General features: G+C 45.4%; 16 protein-coding genes. 13 read left to right on the top strand and 3 right to left on the bottom strand.

From position 1 onward, the window contains the following. Positions 1 to 4 precede the first annotated feature (4 nt). The 3 genes from rpsI to HAL07_RS02660 form a co-directional block, all read right to left on the bottom strand. On the bottom strand, positions 5 to 394 hold the full coding sequence (gene rpsI / locus HAL07_RS02650; protein WP_053941165.1) for a 30S ribosomal protein S9: 390 nt from the start codon (positions 392 to 394) through the stop codon (positions 5 to 7). 4 nt (positions 395 to 398) lie between these two features. Then, complete coding sequence (gene rplM / locus HAL07_RS02655) at positions 399 to 827, bottom strand: 50S ribosomal protein L13 (protein WP_053944985.1); 429 nt, start codon at positions 825 to 827, stop codon at positions 399 to 401. A gap of 80 nt (positions 828 to 907) precedes the next feature. Then, complete coding sequence (locus HAL07_RS02660) at positions 908 to 1,372, bottom strand: hypothetical protein (protein WP_053941163.1); 465 nt, start codon at positions 1,370 to 1,372, stop codon at positions 908 to 910. An 82-nt stretch (positions 1,373 to 1,454) separates the two neighbouring features. Here HAL07_RS02660 and HAL07_RS02665 point away from each other — a divergent pair, with 82 nt between their 5' ends. From HAL07_RS02665 to prmA, 13 genes are all read left to right on the top strand, one after another. Beyond that, on the top strand, positions 1,455 to 3,104 hold the full coding sequence (locus tag HAL07_RS02665) for a mechanosensitive ion channel domain-containing protein (RefSeq protein WP_053941162.1): 1,650 nt from the start codon (positions 1,455 to 1,457) through the stop codon (positions 3,102 to 3,104). Continuing rightward, on the top strand, positions 3,082 to 4,329 hold the full coding sequence (gene mtaB / locus HAL07_RS02670; protein WP_053944986.1) for a tRNA (N(6)-L-threonylcarbamoyladenosine(37)-C(2))-methylthiotransferase MtaB: 1,248 nt from the start codon (positions 3,082 to 3,084) through the stop codon (positions 4,327 to 4,329). The genes HAL07_RS02665 and mtaB overlap by 23 nt, the downstream gene beginning before the upstream one ends. Then, the gene (locus tag HAL07_RS02675) at positions 4,307 to 5,968 is read left to right on the top strand and encodes an AAA family ATPase (protein WP_231624637.1); all 1,662 of its coding nucleotides are present in this window, start codon (positions 4,307 to 4,309) and stop codon (positions 5,966 to 5,968) included. The genes mtaB and HAL07_RS02675 overlap by 23 nt, the downstream gene beginning before the upstream one ends. Further along, positions 5,968 to 6,501 (top strand): pimelyl-ACP methyl ester esterase BioV, encoded by a 534-nt coding sequence (gene bioV / locus HAL07_RS02680; protein ID WP_053944987.1) that lies wholly within the window; start codon positions 5,968 to 5,970, stop codon positions 6,499 to 6,501. The genes HAL07_RS02675 and bioV overlap by 1 nt, the downstream gene beginning before the upstream one ends. Positions 6,502 to 6,578: 77 nt before the next feature. Next, positions 6,579 to 8,471 carry a methyl-accepting chemotaxis protein gene (locus HAL07_RS02685; protein WP_082355783.1) on the top strand — a complete coding sequence of 631 codons (1,893 nt, stop codon included), beginning with the start codon at positions 6,579 to 6,581 and terminating at the stop codon, positions 8,469 to 8,471. A 1-nt stretch (position 8,472) separates the two neighbouring features. Then, complete coding sequence (locus tag HAL07_RS02690; RefSeq protein ID WP_231624638.1) at positions 8,473 to 8,997, top strand: TlpA family protein disulfide reductase; 525 nt, start codon at positions 8,473 to 8,475, stop codon at positions 8,995 to 8,997. Beyond that, positions 8,997 to 9,881: a signal recognition particle-docking protein FtsY gene (gene ftsY / locus HAL07_RS02695; RefSeq protein ID WP_053944988.1), complete on the top strand. Its 885-nt coding sequence runs from the start codon at positions 8,997 to 8,999 to the stop codon at positions 9,879 to 9,881. Before HAL07_RS02690 ends, ftsY begins: the two co-directional genes overlap by 1 nt. Continuing rightward, the gene (gene radA / locus HAL07_RS02700) at positions 9,865 to 11,205 is read left to right on the top strand and encodes a DNA repair protein RadA (RefSeq protein ID WP_053945055.1); all 1,341 of its coding nucleotides are present in this window, start codon (positions 9,865 to 9,867) and stop codon (positions 11,203 to 11,205) included. The genes ftsY and radA overlap by 17 nt, the downstream gene beginning before the upstream one ends. 50 nt (positions 11,206 to 11,255) lie before the next feature. Continuing rightward, positions 11,256 to 11,588, top strand: coding sequence for a hypothetical protein (locus HAL07_RS02705; RefSeq protein WP_053944989.1), 333 nt, complete (start codon positions 11,256 to 11,258; stop codon positions 11,586 to 11,588). A 5-nt stretch (positions 11,589 to 11,593) separates the two neighbouring features. After that, on the top strand, positions 11,594 to 13,834 hold the full coding sequence (locus HAL07_RS02710) for an AAA family ATPase (RefSeq protein WP_238374468.1): 2,241 nt from the start codon (positions 11,594 to 11,596) through the stop codon (positions 13,832 to 13,834). Continuing rightward, the gene (locus tag HAL07_RS02715) at positions 13,831 to 15,216 is read left to right on the top strand and encodes an McrC family protein (protein WP_053944991.1); all 1,386 of its coding nucleotides are present in this window, start codon (positions 13,831 to 13,833) and stop codon (positions 15,214 to 15,216) included. The genes HAL07_RS02710 and HAL07_RS02715 overlap by 4 nt, the downstream gene beginning before the upstream one ends. A gap of 93 nt (positions 15,217 to 15,309) precedes the next feature. Beyond that, positions 15,310 to 15,684: a chemotaxis response regulator CheY gene (locus HAL07_RS02720; protein ID WP_053941155.1), complete on the top strand. Its 375-nt coding sequence runs from the start codon at positions 15,310 to 15,312 to the stop codon at positions 15,682 to 15,684. A 12-nt stretch (positions 15,685 to 15,696) separates the two neighbouring features. Continuing rightward, positions 15,697 to 16,575, top strand: a complete 879-nt coding sequence (gene prmA / locus HAL07_RS02725; RefSeq protein ID WP_053944992.1) for a 50S ribosomal protein L11 methyltransferase — start codon at positions 15,697 to 15,699, stop codon at positions 16,573 to 16,575. Positions 16,576 to 16,580: the final 5 nt, after the last annotated feature.

A 16,580-nucleotide genomic window follows, 5' to 3' on the forward strand; every position in this document is an offset into this window, starting at 1 on the left:
CTCCCTAGCGTTTAGAGAATTGTGGGCTGCGGCGCGCCTTGCGTTTGCCATATTTTTTCCGCTCTACCACGCGAGAATCCCTTGTCAAAAGCCCTTTGGGTTTTAAAATTGCCCTAAAGGCACTATCGTAGAGATTCAAGGCTTTAGAAATGCCATGCCTTAAAGCTTCGGCTTGTGCGCTGTAGCCGCCCCCAAAGACCACCGCCTTCACACTCACCAAGCCCTCTTGTTTGGTAAGCACTAAAGGCTGCATCACTTTCATTTTAATGGACTCATGCCCACCTAGCCAAGTGTTTAAGTCCATGCCATTGATGTCTAATTGCCCATCCCCGTGCGTGAGCCAAACTTTGGCAATCGCACTCTTTCTTTTGCCTGTGGCGTAAATTTTTGTCATCTATTTAGTCCTTCTTGCCCACTTGAGCCGTGTGGGGGTGTTTTTCATCTTTATAGACTTTCAGCTTTTTAATCATCGCACGCCCGAGCTTTGTCTTAGGCAACATGCCCCGCACCGCCAAATAAAAGAGCTTTTCTGGGTTTTTCTCCAGCATCTCCTCTAAAGTCTTGCTCTTAGTGCTGCCAAAATAGCCCGAGTGTGTAAAATATTCTTTGTCCTTGAGCTTGTTTAGCCCTGAAAACTTCACATGGCTGGCATTGACAACCACCACAAAATCCCCACAATCCACATTGGGGGTGTAGTAGGGGCGGTGCTTGCCCCTAAGCAAAGTGGCTGCTCGTGTAACCAAACGCCCAAAAATTTGGTCTTTTGCATCCAGCACGACCCAATCGCGCTTGATGTCTGTAACTTTCATTGACTGCGTGGTGTTCATCTACTTTCCTTTTTACAGATCAAAAGTCGCCATTTTAGCCACTAAAGCTGAATTAAGCCTGAATTTAAGCTATTTTGAAGTTATCTTTTAAAGAGGCGCATTTGGTAGGACAGAGCCCTTTGACTCTCTGCATCTAGGCTATAACGCTTGTCGTAAGCGTTTTGCACCGCGATTTTTAAAATGTCTCTCTGGTCTTGGTACATTTCATCCTCCCAAATGTCTAGCACAATTTGATAAAGTTGGATGTTTTGCACCAAGAGCTCAAACACACGCATGCGATCTTTTAAATACAAGTGTTCGTCTAGGGCGTAATCTGCCACATTGACACAAATGCGCTCAAAGACCCTAGAAGCTAAACGCCCGCTTAAAATGCCCTCAAGGTAGTTTTTGGCTTTTTCTAGTTGCGCTTGCAAATTACACCGATCCGAAAAAAGCAACACAGACAAGATTAAAATATAAACATTTAGGCGTTTGCCTAAAGAACGGGTCTGCCATTTAATGAGCCATTTTCTGACTTTGGATATTTGGTTGGTTGTGGTTTGCATGCACTGCCTTTTTTGTCTATTTTAGCACTTTATTGCTAGGCTTAATGGGTGTGGATAAAGTGTGGGTTTCTTGTGTTAGACTATGGTTTTTGAGTTTAATTTCACTGGGGGCACTCTGTTGAGGTTTTTTTTAGTGCTGTGGGCCTGTCTTTGTTGTCTTGGGGCGCAAGAAAATACACAAATCCAACACTTGCAAGCAGAGGCGGCGCATTTAGAACACAAGCTCCAAACGAGCGACAACATTTGGCTTAAAAAATTCAGCAATTTTGAGAGTTACGAGCAAATTTATGAGGAAATCCAAACCATACAGCACCAAATCAAAGCCCTAAAGCACAAAAAGAACGGCGACACTTTAAAAATCAGCACTCTAAACCACACCTTGCAAGCCCTAAAATACCAAGAGGCGCTGTTAGAGCAATATAAAATGAACCCCTTTAAAGAGTTGGTCGAAAAGCCCAACATCGCCAATATCCCAAGCATCACAAACCCCATTGCCATCGTTACAGGGATCTCTTTTATCAAGCAAATCAAAGCCAAATACACCACCATGAAGCACCACAAAAAGAGCTTGCGCGAAGTGCTGGACTTGATTAATCAAGAGTTAGAAGTTTTGATGCAGTTAGAAAAATTGCAAAAAGAAGGCGATCAAGAACAAGAGGGTTTAGCCAAGAAGATTTACCAAGAACAAGTCAAAAAAATCGAATTACAGGGGGCGCAAAATCTTTTAAAAACGAGCATGGATGTCTATGCTAAGGACATTGAAGAGGCCGAATCGAACATTAAATCCCAAATCAAAGACCAAATTTTTAAATTAATTTATGTGGTTTTAATCGCCCTTGTCAGCATTGTTTTGGCGTGGGTGTTGAAAGTGATTAGCCACAAATACATCCACAGCAACGAGCGCGCCTACACCATCAACAAGGCGATTAACTTTGTCAATGCTAATGTGGTGGTGTTGATTTTTCTTTTTGCTTATTTAGAAAATGTGTCCTATCTTGTAACCGTGCTGGGTTTTGCCAGTGCCGGGATCGCCATCGCCATGCGCGATTTGTTCATGAGCGTGCTGGGGTGGTTTACGATCTTAATTGAGGGCAATATCCATGTGGGCGATCGCATTAAGGTGATGAAAGATGGGCACACTTATGTGGGCGATGTGCTGGACATCTCCGCCCTTTACACCACGATCTTAGAGGATGTGACGCTCACAAGTTACAAAGAAAACAACTGCCGCGCGGGGCGCATCATTTTTATCCCCAACAACTACATTTTTAGCAATTTGCTTTGCAATTACAGCCACTTTGGCATGAAGACCGTTTGGGATGGGATTGCCTTTTGCATCACCTTCGACTCCAACTATAAAAAAGCCATGCAAATCGCCCTAGATATCGCCAACACCCACGCCAAACAATACACCGAGATGACCTACAAGCAAATGAGCAACATGCGCACCAAGTACTCCCTGCGCAGCACCAGCGCAAACCCGAGGGTGTTTATGATCTTAGAGCAAGAGGGCATCCACATCAGCGTGTGGTACCAAACCAACGCTTATGCCACGCTTGCGCTAAAATCTAAGATTTCTAGTGATATTATCGAGGCGCTTTTAAAAGAGCCAGACATTTTTGTCGCTTACAGCACAACTAAATTTGTGCAAGGCGGGGGCGATGGGTTTGGGAACAAAAACAGCGTTTTTGAAAACAAGGATTTACGCCATGAAACAAAAAGTCTATTTTAAAACCTTTGGTTGCCGCACCAATTTATTTGACACACAGGTCATGTTGGCACACTTAAAGGATTTTGAGCACACCAATAGCGAGGAGTTGGCCGACATTGTGGTGCTAAACTCTTGTACGGTAACAAACGATGCGGATTACAGCGCAAGGGCTTACGCTAAGAAAATGCACGCTTTGAATAAAAAGGTCTATTTTACAGGTTGCGGGGCCAACAAAGAGGGGCGCAAACTCTTAGAAAATAAGCAAGTGAGCGGGGTTTTTGGGCACGACCACAAGGCACAAATCAACCGCCTCTTAAGCCAAGAGGGGTTTTTTTATGAGGATAAACAAACAGAGCTAGAAAGCACGCTTTTAACAAACTTTGTAGGCAAAACTAGGGCTTTTGTGAAAATCCAAGAGGGGTGCGATTTTAAATGCAGTTATTGCATCATCCCTTTGGTGCGCGGCAAGTCGCGCAGTCTAGAGCGCACACACATTTTAAAACAAATCGATTTGCTCGCCCAAGCGGGGATTTTAGAAGTGGTTTTAACCGGGACCAATGTGGGCAGCTTCGGGCTAGATAGGGGCGATAGCCTAGCCAAACTCGTTAAAGAGATCGCCAAAACCCCCATAAAACGGGTGCGTATTGGCAGCCTAGAGCCCGCCCAAATCGATGCCGAATTTTTAGAGCTCTTAGATCACCCCATTTTAGAGAAGCACTTACACATCGCGCTGCAACACAGCCATGACACCATGCTACGCTGGATGCGCCGGCGCAACCGCACACACACAGACATGGCCCTTTTGGAAAAGGTCGCTTCTAAGGGTTTTGCCATCGGCACGGATTTTATCGTAGGACACCCCCATGAGGACGAAAATATTTGGCAAGAGGCGTTAGACAACTTTAAAAAACTCCCCCTAACCCACATCCACCCTTTCATTTACAGCGTGCGATCAGGTACACCATCAAGCAAAATGCCAAACCGGGTCAATGGCAACATTGCCAAAGAGCGTTTAAACCAAATCAAAAATTGTGTGCAAAATAATAACCTAGCCTTTAGGCAGAGTTTAAAGGCACAGGGCGTGGCCTTAGAGGTGTTGGTCGAGGGGTTTAAGGGGGGGGTTTATTTAGGGCACGATCAATTCTTTAACCCCGTGCGCTTGAGCTCCCAAGAGGATTTAAGCGGGCGGTGGGTGGTGCTGACAGATTATGAGGTGCGCGCTGATGCTAGCTTTGCGGCGTTATAAAAAGGCCATCATTGGCGGCCTTGCGCTCTTGGTGGGGGTGATCTTTGTGGTCTTTCTCTTTTTCAAAGAACCCACGAGCCTAGTGAGTATCCAAGATTTTAATGCCCTGCTACGCACTGAAAAAATCCAAAGCATTAAAATCGATAGCCGTTACATTTACCTAAAAACCCGCTTTAAAATCTACAAAACTGCGCGGCTAGGCTGGAGCGATTCCATGCAATTTCCCACAAATATTCCCATTGAGGTACTGCAAGAGGACAACACCACGCAACAACTCTTAAACTTAGTGATCATCTTTTTCTTTTTGGTGTTGTTGGCCGTGATTTTGCGTTTCGCGTGGAACAGAAAAGCCCTATTGCAACCCTCTTTAGACACCGTCCAAAGATCGCAAAGCGCGCCACAGCCCCCGTTGCACGCCACTTTGCCGCGTGTGCGCTTTAAAGATGTGGCGGGCACAAAAGAGGTCAAAGAGGAATTGTACGAGATTGTGGATTATTTGAAAAACCCAAAAAAATACCAAGATTTAAAAATCAAGTTGCCTAAAGGCGTGCTCTTGGTAGGGCCCCCCGGGGTGGGTAAAACGATGATCGCTAAAGCCTTGGCCTCTGAAGCCAAAGTGCCTTTCTTTTATCACAGCGGGAGCGCGTTTGTGCAAATTTATGTGGGGGTGGGGGCTAAAAGGGTGCGCGAGCTCTTTGCTAAGGCCAAAGCCTTTAGCCCCTCGATTGTGTTTATCGATGAAATCGATGCTGTGGGTAAGGCTAGAGGACACCAGCGCAACGATGAGAGGGAGGCCACGCTTAACCAGCTTTTAACCGAAATGGATGGCTTTGAGGAGAGCGCACAGGTGATTGTGATTGGGGCAACCAATAAAATCGATGTGATGGATGAGGCGCTCTTAAGAAGCGGGCGGTTTGATCGGCGCATTTTCATCTCTTTGCCGGATTTAGAGGAGAGGGTGCAGATTTTAGAATCCTATTTGCAGGACAAACAGCACAGCCTAGATTGCAAGGAGGTGGCCAAAATTTGTGTGGGTTTTAGCGGAGCAATGCTCTCTTCTTTAGTCAATGAGAGCGCGCTCAATGCGCTCAGGCGCAACAGCGCACAAATCACCATGCAAGACATTTTAGAGGTCAAGGATAAGATCGCCTTTGGCAAAAAGAAAAATGTAACCTTGAGCGAACAAGAAAAAAATTTATACGCCCTTTACCAAAGCGCAAAGGCTTTAAGCGCGTATTGGCTAGAAGTGGAGTTTGATAAAGTGCTGTTGTTTGGGGAGTTTTTGGTGGCAAGCGATCGGCGCATTTTAAGCAAAAGCGAGATGAACAACAGCATCAAGGTGCATTTAAGCGGGATGATTGTCTTAGACCTTTTCTTTAAGGAAAGCTACACTTTGGCAAAAGATGACCTAAAATACGCTTTAGAGACCGCTAAAAAGATGTGTGAAGAGTACGGCATGGGGCATAAATTCATCGGGGATCGCGCCGATGTGGAAGCACTGCTGAGTGCCCTCTACACCGAGCAACGGGAGTTTTTAGGCAATTTTAAAGCACAGGTGCAGGCAATGGCGCAGGCCCTGTTAGACAAAGAGAAGTTAAGCAAAGCCCAAATCCAAGAGATTTTGCGCTCTTTTGTGTGATGGTCTATTTTAGTGGCTTTGGCTTTTGTGAGGAAAGTGGCCTTTTTTCGTGGATTTTAGAAAATAGCGGGGTCTATGACATGGCCGGCTTTAGCTATGGCGCGCTCAAAGCGTTAGATCACGCCTACAAGCAAGTGCAGGCGGGGCGCAGAGTACAAAAGTTGATCTTAATCTCCCCGTGCATGCTCGCCTTTAAATCCACAGCCTTTAAACGCCTGCAAATCTTGAGCTACAAAAAAGACCCCAAAGCCTATATGCAAGCTTTTTTGAAAAACATAGGCTGGGATGCATTGTTGCAACAAGACCCGAGCTTAAAAAAGTGTGTGCATCTGGGCAGTTTAGAGGCCTTAGAGGAATTGCTTTTTTCGCCCCTAGCTTCTGAAAAATTGGCATTTTTGCAATCTAAAGGCGTGGTTATCGAGGTGTTTTTAGGTTTAAAAGACCCGCTCTTAGAGCCCCAAACTGCTTTAGAGTTTTTTAAACCCTATGCCTGTGTGTGGCAGTTTAAGCAAGTGGGCCACTTCTTGCGCTAGCAAAATTAAAAGCCCTCAGAAAGGCTAATTGCGTTATAATGAAGCCTTAGCTTTTGTAGCACGGCCGTGGAGCGTTTATGAACTTGGATGTGAAACTGGGGTTTAAAGCGAAAATCATTTCGGCGTTGGCGGTGTTGCTTGTGCTTGTATTTAGTACAGCAATCGTGATCATCGGGGTAAAAGTCCGCGACAACCTCACCAAGAAAGCGCGCGACTCCCTAACCAAAGACACCAGAGTTCTGTCCGTGACCATTAAAGAGTGGGACAAGCATGTCCGCACCATTTTGCGCCAGACCGCTCGCTCTTTTGAGGCTTTCGATTTAAAAGATTCGAGGCAGATTCAAAGAATCATTGAGGTTGTGCATGATAATTTGGTTTCGGCGGATTTGTATGTCGCCTTTGAAAATGGGAGCATCATTAAATTACGCGGGGAAATCCCCGCCGGCTACGACCCAAGAACGCGCGCTTGGTACAAAAACGCCAAGGCCAAAGGGGGTATCTTTGTATCTAAACCCTATGTGGATGCTTACACCAAAAAAAATGTGGTGACTTACTCCCTTCCCTTGTACCAAGACAAAGTGTTTAAGGGAGTTTTGGGCTTAGATATAAATTTGGATAAACTCTTAGAGACCATCATCGGGGCTTATTTTACCAAACAGCGGGTGCATTTATTAGACAATCGTGGCGTGGTTTTAGGTTCGTCTGTCTATTCTGAAGGGAGCGAGTACCACGCCGACGACCCCGAGTTGCGCCAACAAATTTTGAGCACCCATAGTGGCTTTCGCCAAAAATGGAGCAAAGAAGGGGTGAAATTTTATGTCTATGACACCATCGATCGTTTGGGTTGGAAAGTGGTTTCTGTTGTCTTTAAAAAAGATGTGTTTAGGGACTTCTATAATCTCCAATCGACAATGTCTATCGTCGCTGTGATTGCCTTGCTATTGATCACCTTTATTCTCTTTGGGGTGATTGAGATCTTGTGTCGCCCGCTCATACAACTGCGCGACCTGATCGTCCAATTGGTCTCGGACAATGGAGACTTGACCAAGCGCTTAGAGGTCAAGGGCAAGGATGAAATTGCCTCGATCTCGGCCAACATCAACCTTTTGTTAGACAAAATACAGGGCATGGTGTCTAACATTAAACAACTCAGCACCCAAAACAATCAAATAGCCAACACCCTTTATGCCAACTTTAACGATGTGGAGGAACACTCCAAAAAGGGCAAGGATTTTATCCAAGCAGCCCTAGAAAATGGGGACAACATCATCGACAACATCTTAAAGGGCGTGGAGAATGCAGACAAAAACAACCAAAATCTCTTGCAAACCGACAACACTTTAGAGGAAATCCGCTCCCAAATCCAAGCCTTTAGCAAGAATTTAGCCGACAACGCCCAGCTGGCTGTGGAGTTTTCTAACCGCTTGGACCAAACTTCTAAAAACACCGAAAACATCAAGGCAGTTTTAACTTTAATTGTAGATATCGCGGGGCAAACAAATTTATTGGCCCTGAATGCGGCCATCGAGGCCGCGCGCGCGGGCGAGCACGGGCGAGGCTTTGCGGTGGTGGCCGATGAAGTGAGAAAGCTAGCTGAGAAAACCCAAAACAGCCTAGCCCAGATCAACAACACCATTAACGAAGTGGTGAAAAGTGTGGGCGACATCAGCACAGATTTGCACACCAACGCCCAAGAGATATTAAAAACTTCTGAGCTCACCCATTCTTTACAAGAAATGGTCGATGCCAATGTGGAAAATATCCGAAGCGTGATCAACGCCACAAGTGCGGATGTCAAGGAGTTTAAGGAAATTGCCAACACCACTAAAATGCTGGTGCAAATCATTGAAGAGATCAACAACATTGCCGTGATGAATTATACAAGTGTGCAGAATGTGCAGGGAGCTAGCGATTCCTTAAACGAAGTGGCGCGGGTGCTCGATGTCGAAGTGGCTAAATTTAAGGTCTAGTGTGCGTTTTGCGCTGGGTTTGGCTGTGCTTTTAGCCTTAGCGGGGTGTGAAAACAAACAAGAAAAACCCAAAGAGAGTGCCCCGCCCGTTTGGCACTTTTTGGATCAAAACCACCAAGAATTGCAATTAAAAGGCACAGGCGAGTCTTTAGAAATTTTAGCCAAAGCCTCCATGCCCGCCTTGATCATGATCTTAGATTTGAGCCCCAAAAACACCGCCTACATCCCGCTTTTTAACCACCTGCAAGCGCAGTTTAAAGAGGTGCATTTTTTGGCTCTTTTAAATAAAGCCTACACCCAAGAGCAAATAGACAACTACGCCAAGACCCACAAACCGCATTTTGCGCTCTTTAACCCTATGGATCAATCCCCCTTTGCAGTGGCGTTTAAAAATCGTGCTTGGTCCTTGCCCTATTTTTTGCTCTACGACAAACAGGGGCACTTGGTGCAAACCTACAGGGGGGTAATCTTAGAGGAAATGCTGGCAAAAGACTTGCAAGATTTAATAGAGACAGAGAGAAAATAATGTTTAACTTTTTCAAAAAGACGATTCAAAATGTCGCCTCTTTGCTTAAATCTAAGGACGCGACCTTTAGCAAAGAAGAGATGGAGGAAATCTTAATCGGCTTTGATGTGCAATTTGATCTAGTCGAAAAGCTCTTAGAACATCTGCCCGATCAAATCAAGCGCAACCACCTAGAAGTCGCCCTCATGCGTTTTTTACGCAAAGAGAGTTATTACGACCAAGTGCGCTTAAAGCCCTTAGACACCAAACCCTTGGTTTCTTTAATCTTGGGGGTCAATGGGGCGGGCAAGACCACCACCATCGCTAAACTCGCTAAACAGCACCTATTAAACAAACAAAAAGTCTTGCTCGGCGCGGGGGACACCTTTAGGGCTGCTGCGGTCAAACAACTCCAACTTTGGGGGGAGAAGTTGCAATTAGAGGTGATTAGCGCGGGGCAAAATAGCGATCCTAGCGCGCTCGCTTTCAACACCATTGAGGCGGGGATTGCTAGAGGGGCAGATCAGATCATCATAGACACCGCCGGCAGACTACATAACCAAACCAATCTCAAAAATGAGTTGTTAAAAATCTCAAGGGTGTGTAGCAAGGCACTAAACAACGCCCCCTACTATAAAATCCTAATACTAGATGGCACGCAGGGCAGCTCGGCCCTAGAGCAGGCTAAGATTTTTCACGAGAGTTTAGAGTTAGATGGGGTGATTGTTACGAAGTTGGATGGCACGAGCAAGGGGGGGTGTATCTTAAGCATTCTTTATGAGTTGCAACTGCCTATTTTATATCTAGGCGTGGGAGAAAAAGAAAACGACTTGATCGCTTTTGAGGAAATGGAGTATGTCAAAAGCCTTTTAGATGCAATCTTTAAAGATGGCAAAGAAGACTAGGGTCTTTGAGTGCCAACATTGCGGATTTGTCAGCCCTAAGTGGCTGGGTAAGTGCAATAATTGCCAGCAATGGGAAAGTTTTGTTGAACTGAGTAGCCCACAAAAAGAGAGTCTCAAACCCTTTAAAAACACGCCCACACTTTCAGCGGTTTCGATCACTAAAGTAGAACAGGAGAGCATTAGCACCTTTAGCTCCACCCAAAAGGAATTAGACATTGTGCTAGGCGGGGGGATTGTGCCCGGGGGGTTGTATCTCATTGGGGGAGCTCCCGGGGTGGGTAAAAGCACGCTGTTATTAAAAGTGGCAGGCGGGCTAGCGGGCACGGGTTTAAGCGTGCTGTATGTGAGCGGGGAGGAGAGCGCGGGGCAGATTCGCCTAAGAGCCGATCGCTTGCAATGCGTGCAAGAAAAGCTGTATCTACTCAATGAAATTGATTTAGACACGATCAAGGCACATTTACTCGGGCAGACCTACGCCGTGTGTGTGATCGACTCGGTCCAAACCCTTTATTCCAGTGCCATTAGCTCGGCTCCCGGCTCGATCTCTCAAGTGCGCGAGATCACCTTTGATCTGATGCGCCTAGCCAAACAAGAGCAAATTGCCATTTTTATCATCGGGCACATCACCAAAGAGGGCTCAATCGCCGGCCCTAGGGTTTTAGAGCACATGGTCGATTCTGTGCTTTACTTTGAAGGCGATCCTAGTCGAGAACTTAGGATTTTAAGGAGTTTTAAAAACCGCTTTGGGGCAACCAGCGAAGTGGGGATTTTTGAAATGCATCAAGAGGGCTTGATGAGCGCTAAAGAGGCTTCTAAACTCTTTTTCTCTCAAAAGCAAAGCCTAGCGGGCAGTGCGTTAAGTGTGGTGCTTGAGGGCTCAAGGGCGTTGATTTTAGAAATCCAAGCCTTAGTGTGTGAAAGCTCTTTAGCCAACCCTAAGAGATTAGCCACGAGCTTTGACACCAACCGCCTGCACATGCTCTTAGCCTTGCTAGAAAAAAAGCTAGAAATCCCCTTAAACCGCTACGATGTGTTTATTAATGTTTCTGGGGGGATTAAAATCAGCGAAACGAGCGCAGATTTAGCTGTGATCGCCAGCATACTATCGAGCTTTAGAAACCGCCCGATCAGCAATAAAACCGCCTTCATCGGGGAGGTGGGCTTAACCGGCTCGGTGCAAGAAGTGCCGAATTTAAATGTGCGCTTAAAAGAAATGGAGAATTACGGCTTTTTAAAGGCGATTGTGCCTAAAAAACCTAGTTTAAACACGCCCATCGCCTGCTACGAAGCCAAGGATGTCGCCCAAATCATTGAGTGGATGTAGGAGATTTTGTTTTTTAGAGTAGAATTTGGCTTATTCTTTAAGGAGCTGGCATGCGCTGTTTGGCAAGAGTGGATTTAGACCTAGTCAATGGAGAAAGCGATCAAGAGAGCCAAACCTTTACACTTGGCAACGATGAATACACTTTGATCTTGCAACGCCTTAAAAAGGGCTACTATGTCAGCGCACAGGTTTTTAGGCGTGAGGTCATGGGGATGTATTCTGTCAGCTGTTTAGCCCGGGTGGATTTAGACGGGAGCTATGTTTCTACAGAACAGCAAGATTTTAGCCCCAATAATTATAGTGGCGACAAACTCACTTTATTTGTGCAAAACACGTTCAGCAATCAAGTGAGCGCACAGGTTTTAAGCCATAAGGAGGAGTGAGCCGCATGGCACAAGCAGAAATAGAAAAAGTGGAGTGGAGCACGGAGCAGAAAGCAGAGTTTTTAGAGTTGTTGCAAGAGTTTGTAGATTTGGTGGATAAAGTCGTGGGGGAGTGGGAGGCGCAGGGGAAGCACGAGAACTCCAAGTCTTTCTTAAAGAGGGAGCGCGATGCGCTTGAAAAGAGACTAGATACTTTTGCGCAGGGGTGGGGATATGAGTGTTGCATCAGTATTCCTGGTCTTTATAAACCTCATGACAAGACACCTCCTTCAGGGATTGGCTTTTTTCGCAAAGAGGTTTTAGGAAAAGAATTTATCAATACTGAAAAAGCAAACCTTGAGTATGGCTTCGATATTTGGGTTGGCTATAATTGGCATGGACATGTGGTGGGAGTTGTGCCCCCAAAAGGATTTATCTGTTGTATAGGTTTATCTGGTGGAAAAAACAAGAAAAACTGCAAAAAATGCCAAGCGTATGCCGAGATTTTTTCTAGCGACGAGAATTATTTTTACCATTACGACAATTTGGAGAAGTTTAAGGCGGAGATTGTAGAGGAGTTTCTTAAGTGTGTCGGTAAGCTTAATGAAATCCCCAAAGAATATTTTATACCCATCAGTGATCCACACACCCCCCAAGACAAACACAAAGGAGCGATCATGACCGATAAAATCCCCCTAAACCAAATCCTCTTTGGACCTCCGGGCACGGGCAAGACTTATAACACCATTGATAAGGCGTTAGAGATTTTGGGTTTTACAGGCGATCGAGCTATCATAGAGAAGCTTAAGAGATTAGAAGAACAGGGGGATTTTAAGAAACAAATTCCTCAAGAGGACAGCAAGGAAGATAAAAGAGCCCGCGCTAAACTCTTGTTTGATCATTACAAGGATCAAGGGCGCATTGACTTTGTCACCTTCCACCAAAGCTATGGCTATGAGGAATTTGTGGAGGGGATCAAGCCAGAGATGGATAGTAAACAAGAGGACAGTGGGCAGGTGCGTTATAAAGTTGAGGACGGGATTTTTAAGAGAATGTGCCAAAAGGCGCAAGAGACTTTAGGGTGCCCAGATGCACCTAGAGAAAAAGCACGGGTAGATACAAATTACTGGCACGCTTTGTTAAAAGCCTTTTTGGTTTCCTTAAGTCAAGAACAGAGGGCTAAGGGGAAGTGTTATATTGAGCTTTACCAAGGTGTGCAAAAAGAACTTACATGGACACAAACAGAGAAAGGGCTTAGATTTGCCACCACTTATAACCAAGAAAAAGGACCGGCCTTTGTTGAGGAGAGCGCGTTAAAAGGCTTGTATTTGGAGGACAAGGTAAGGAGAATTGAAAAACCTAAAGACTTACAGGTGTCCAACACTTCCTATCATTACGCACTTCTTAAAAAGCTCACTACATTTGAAGTAGATTACCTTAAAGCCCAAAACCTAACGACACCACCCATTGAAATTGTGTCACCCCAACCAAACCCCAAAGCCCCCGCCAAGCAACCTTATATCCTCATCATTGACGAGATCAATCGGGGCAATATCTCTAAGATTTTTGGGGAGCTCATCACGCTGATCGAGCCTAGCAAACGCATAGGGCGGGAGGAGGAATTGCGGGTGACTCTGCCCTATGACAAAAAGATTCCTTTTGGGGTGCCCGATAATCTTTACATCATCGGCACGATGAACACCGCCGATCGCTCTATCGCCCTGCTAGACACCGCTTTGCGCCGTAGATTTACCTTTGAGGAAATCATGCCTAACCCAAAATTGCTTGACATAAATTGTGCGGGCGTTAATTTGTCAGCCCTCTTAGAAGCGATGAATACACGCATAGAGTTTTTGCTCGACCAAAACCACACCATCGGACATAGTTACTTTTTGGGGTTAAAAGACCTAGAGAGTTTGCAAGATTGTTTTAAAAACAAAATCATCCCGCTTTTGCAAGAGTATTTTTATGACGACCACGCCAAAGTCAATGCGGTGTTGAATGATAATACAATGTTATTGTCTAAAACAATGCACGGATTTAAGAAAGAGAATGAAGCCCTAGTCAATACGGATATAGCGCGATCCCTTAAGGATTTTGTGGATTCCGATAAAAAAGTCTATCAAATCAAACCGGGTCCATGGCAAGTTGCTATGTTTGAAAAAATATACAACGATCAGGTGGAGGTAAAAGATGGAGAGGATAAGGAATCGATAGAGGATAACAATATATCCACGGAATCTAACGCACCAACCCCTAACCCATGAAAACCACGCCCACGCTGTATTTAGCCGAATATCAAGAATTCAACCGAGCGGACATCGAGGAGCGTCTAGGGGCGCAAAAGGAGAAAGCCCCCAAAATATGGGAGGCCATTTTAGACTTCGCCCACCAAGAGGGCAACCACGCCTTTTTGAGGTTTAAAAATAAGCACACCCTCAAAACCCAAAATTATGTGGGCTTGATCCAAATTCAGGGCTTTTGCATTGAGATACTGCCTAAGATTTGCGGGCGGGATTTAAAAAAAGAGGATTTAAAGAAACATTGCGCCTGCAAAATAAAAATCCCTAGACTCGATCACACAAAGTTTCAAGATCAAGTAAAAGAGTTTATCAAGCCACAGACCAACCTAGAACCCCTACAAAAGCCTGATTGCCCCCTCTGCCATGCTAAACAGGTTTTGTATAATTGCCTAGTTACTCTCAAAGACGCGCCCTTTAAACAGAGCCAATTTTCTCAGCTCCATAGCGCACATTTGCCCCTGCTAGATGTTTTTATTCAGATGTTTTTAGAGGAATGCACCCAGCTTATCAAACGGGGATTGAAGCGGGATTATTTGAGCGTGTCGCAAAATCGCCCCTTCCTTAAGGGTAAGTTAGAGTTTGCCAACCATCTCAAAACCAACATGATTCACAAAGAACGCTTTTACACGACCAGCGATGAATATAGCCTAGATAACCCGCCCAATCGCCTCATTAAATCCACGCTTGGAATGCTTAAAACCTTGAGCCTGAGTCCTAAGAGCCAAGAAAAGTTAAATGCTGTGCGCTTTGTCTTTGATGAGGTGAATCCTAGCAAAAACATCGATGTAGATTTTGCCAAGAGCGCGCATGCCAGCCGTTTTAAAGAGTATGAAAATCTTTTGGCATGGTGTGATCTTTTCTTGCGTAAAAAGAGCTTAACCCCTTATAGTGGGGCAAGCCATGCCTATGCGTTGCTATTCCCTATGGAAAGACTTTTTGAGTCCTTTGTGGGGTATTGGCTTAAAAAGAGTTGTCAAGGTGAAAATGCGAGCGTGTGCTTACAAGAGCAAAGGAAATTTTTAGCAAAAAATAAGAACTCCCAAAGTTATTTCCCTATGCGCCCGGACATTGTGCTGAGGCAAGAGGAAGCAATCACCATTTTAGACACAAAATGGAAAACCATAAACACACAACAAGACATCACACATGCCGACCTTTACCAAATGTGGGCGTATGCGAGCAAATACGCCACTTGTGCGTCTAATAAAGAGGTGAGTGTGTGGTTGGTTTATCCACAACAAGAAACCCAAAAGATACAAGATTTAACCTTTAAACCTAGAGTTTTTGAGGACAAAGGGATCAAACTTTTGGTGAAATTTTTCCCCTTATCACTTTTGACATTTTAGGTCTTTGGCTAGGGGGTTTTAAAGATAGAGGCTGAATAAATATGCTAAAATGGGGCATTGATTTTTGGCTGTGCGCTAAAATAAGGAGCGAGATTGAAAATTTTAATTGTGGATGACAGTTCGACCATGAGAAGAATCATCAGAAACACCTTGCAACGCTTGGGCTATGAGGACATTTTGGAGGCAGAGCATGGCGTGGAGGCGTGGGGAAAGTTGGACGCTAACGACACCACGGGAGTACTCATCACCGATTGGAACATGCCCGAAATGAATGGGCTAGACTTGGTCAAAAAGGTGCGTGCAGACGGGCGTTTTAAAGATCTGCCCATCATTATGATCACCACAGAGGGGGGCAAGGCGGAGGTCATCACCGCCCTAAAAGCGGGGGTGAATAACTACATTGTTAAACCTTTCACTCCGCAGGTGCTCAAGGAAAAATTAGAGGTCGTGTTGGGGACAAATGACTAAATAGGCCGTCTCTTGCAAGAAGTCTATTTTAAAACGATCATCCTACCCACACGCCACCCCGATCTTTTTGTTGCCTTTTTGCTCGACTTTACACAAGAGGCGATTGAAGAGAGTTTAGCTCCTAACCTGCCCTATGAACATTTTGGTGCAAGCGCGCCCTTGCCTCAAGAGGGCTTTATTGTCTATTCACAGCACGATCCCAAGCCCCTTTTAAAGGCTCTAAAAGAATTTTGTACCGACTTATCCGAGCGTACGGGAGATTTGATCGGCTTTTACCACCACAGTGCACAGCACGAAAATAAAGACTGGATCGAGGCTTACAAGGCGGGCGTGTCGCCCATTGTTTGCGGGGATTTTGCCATTAATCCAAGCTGGGCGGCCGACCCTTTAAGCGCGCCCATTTGTCTAAGCCTTGATCCGAGCCTAGCCTTTGGCACGGGGCACCACGAAAGCACCCGCCTACTCTTACAAGCCTTTAGCCCCCTTGAGCTGAGCGGGCAAGTGGCCCTAGATGTGGGCTGCGGGAGCGGGATTTTAGGGCTCGCCCTAGCCAAAAAGGGCGCAAGGGTGCATTTATGCGACACAGACCCGCTAGCCCTTGAAGAAACCCAAAAGAATTTTGCCAAAAACCACGCCACCTATGAAAAGCTTTGGCTGGGTTCTGTGGCGGGGGAAGACTACGATTTGATCGTGGTGAATATTGTGGCAAGCGTGATTGTAGAGCTTTACCCGGCGATTTTAAAGGCAAGCCACGCCAAAACACAGATTTTTTTATCAGGGATTTTAAACGAGCACACCGAGCGCGTTTTAGAAACATACACAAACGCCTTTAACCTAAAGAAACGCACCCAAGAAAACGAGTGGGTGTGTTTGCATTTATCTAAAAGTTAATTACT

The sequence above is a fragment of the Helicobacter ailurogastricus genome (assembly GCF_001282945.1).
Taxonomy (GTDB): domain Bacteria; phylum Campylobacterota; class Campylobacteria; order Campylobacterales; family Helicobacteraceae; genus Helicobacter; species Helicobacter ailurogastricus.

What these genes read in the sequence shown, in the direction of transcription:
- rplM (WP_053944985.1), bottom strand. Translation starts at nt 827, where the DNA reads ATGAACACCACGCAGTCAATGAAAGTTACAGACATCAAGCGCGATTGG.
- rpsI (WP_053941165.1), bottom strand. Translation starts at nt 394, where the DNA reads ATGACAAAAATTTACGCCACAGGCAAAAGAAAGAGTGCGATTGCCAAA.
- HAL07_RS02710 (WP_238374468.1), top strand. Translation starts at nt 11,594, where the DNA reads ATGGCACAAGCAGAAATAGAAAAAGTGGAGTGGAGCACGGAGCAGAAA.
- HAL07_RS02685 (WP_082355783.1), top strand. Translation starts at nt 6,579, where the DNA reads ATGAACTTGGATGTGAAACTGGGGTTTAAAGCGAAAATCATTTCGGCG.
- ftsY (WP_053944988.1), top strand. Translation starts at nt 8,997, where the DNA reads ATGTTTAACTTTTTCAAAAAGACGATTCAAAATGTCGCCTCTTTGCTT.
- HAL07_RS02715 (WP_053944991.1), top strand. Translation starts at nt 13,831, where the DNA reads ATGAAAACCACGCCCACGCTGTATTTAGCCGAATATCAAGAATTCAAC.
- mtaB (WP_053944986.1), top strand. Translation starts at nt 3,082, where the DNA reads ATGAAACAAAAAGTCTATTTTAAAACCTTTGGTTGCCGCACCAATTTA.
- bioV (WP_053944987.1), top strand. Translation starts at nt 5,968, where the DNA reads ATGGTCTATTTTAGTGGCTTTGGCTTTTGTGAGGAAAGTGGCCTTTTT.
- HAL07_RS02660 (WP_053941163.1), bottom strand. Translation starts at nt 1,372, where the DNA reads ATGCAAACCACAACCAACCAAATATCCAAAGTCAGAAAATGGCTCATT.
- HAL07_RS02665 (WP_053941162.1), top strand. Translation starts at nt 1,455, where the DNA reads ATGGTTTTTGAGTTTAATTTCACTGGGGGCACTCTGTTGAGGTTTTTT.
- radA (WP_053945055.1), top strand. Translation starts at nt 9,865, where the DNA reads ATGGCAAAGAAGACTAGGGTCTTTGAGTGCCAACATTGCGGATTTGTC.
- HAL07_RS02705 (WP_053944989.1), top strand. Translation starts at nt 11,256, where the DNA reads ATGCGCTGTTTGGCAAGAGTGGATTTAGACCTAGTCAATGGAGAAAGC.
- HAL07_RS02675 (WP_231624637.1), top strand. Translation starts at nt 4,307, where the DNA reads ATGCTAGCTTTGCGGCGTTATAAAAAGGCCATCATTGGCGGCCTTGCG.